Origin of the sequence: Paenibacillus sp. EKM301P, from assembly GCF_011800295.1 — a bacterium.
Classification (GTDB): domain Bacteria; phylum Bacillota; class Bacilli; order Paenibacillales; family Paenibacillaceae; genus Paenibacillus; species Paenibacillus polymyxa.
This window is the reverse complement of record NZ_JAALFM010000181.1, coordinates 1-212: the sequence shown is the minus strand read 5'-3', so window position 1 is coordinate 212 and position 212 is coordinate 1. Positions and strand designations below refer to the sequence as shown.

Sequence of the window (212 nt, the reverse complement as noted above, 5' to 3'; positions counted from 1 at the left end):
GAGTTCGAGCTGAAAGGTCTGACCTTGAGCTCCTATCCACTGGACAATCATACGGCCAAGTTTGATCTGAGCTTGGAGACCATAGAGCAGCCAGAAGGTATTCTGTGCAGTCTGGAATACAGCACGGCGCTGTATAAGCCGGAGACCATGACGCGATTGGCACAGCATTTTGCGGAAATCGTTCGAGCTATTGCCTATCATCCACAGCAGCC

General features: G+C 51.4%; 1 protein-coding gene. It reads left to right on the top strand.

Going from position 1 to position 212, the window contains the following annotated elements:
- A partial coding sequence (locus HFD99_RS25450; RefSeq protein WP_167441125.1) for a condensation domain-containing protein occupies positions 1-212 on the top strand: 212 nt, incomplete at both ends.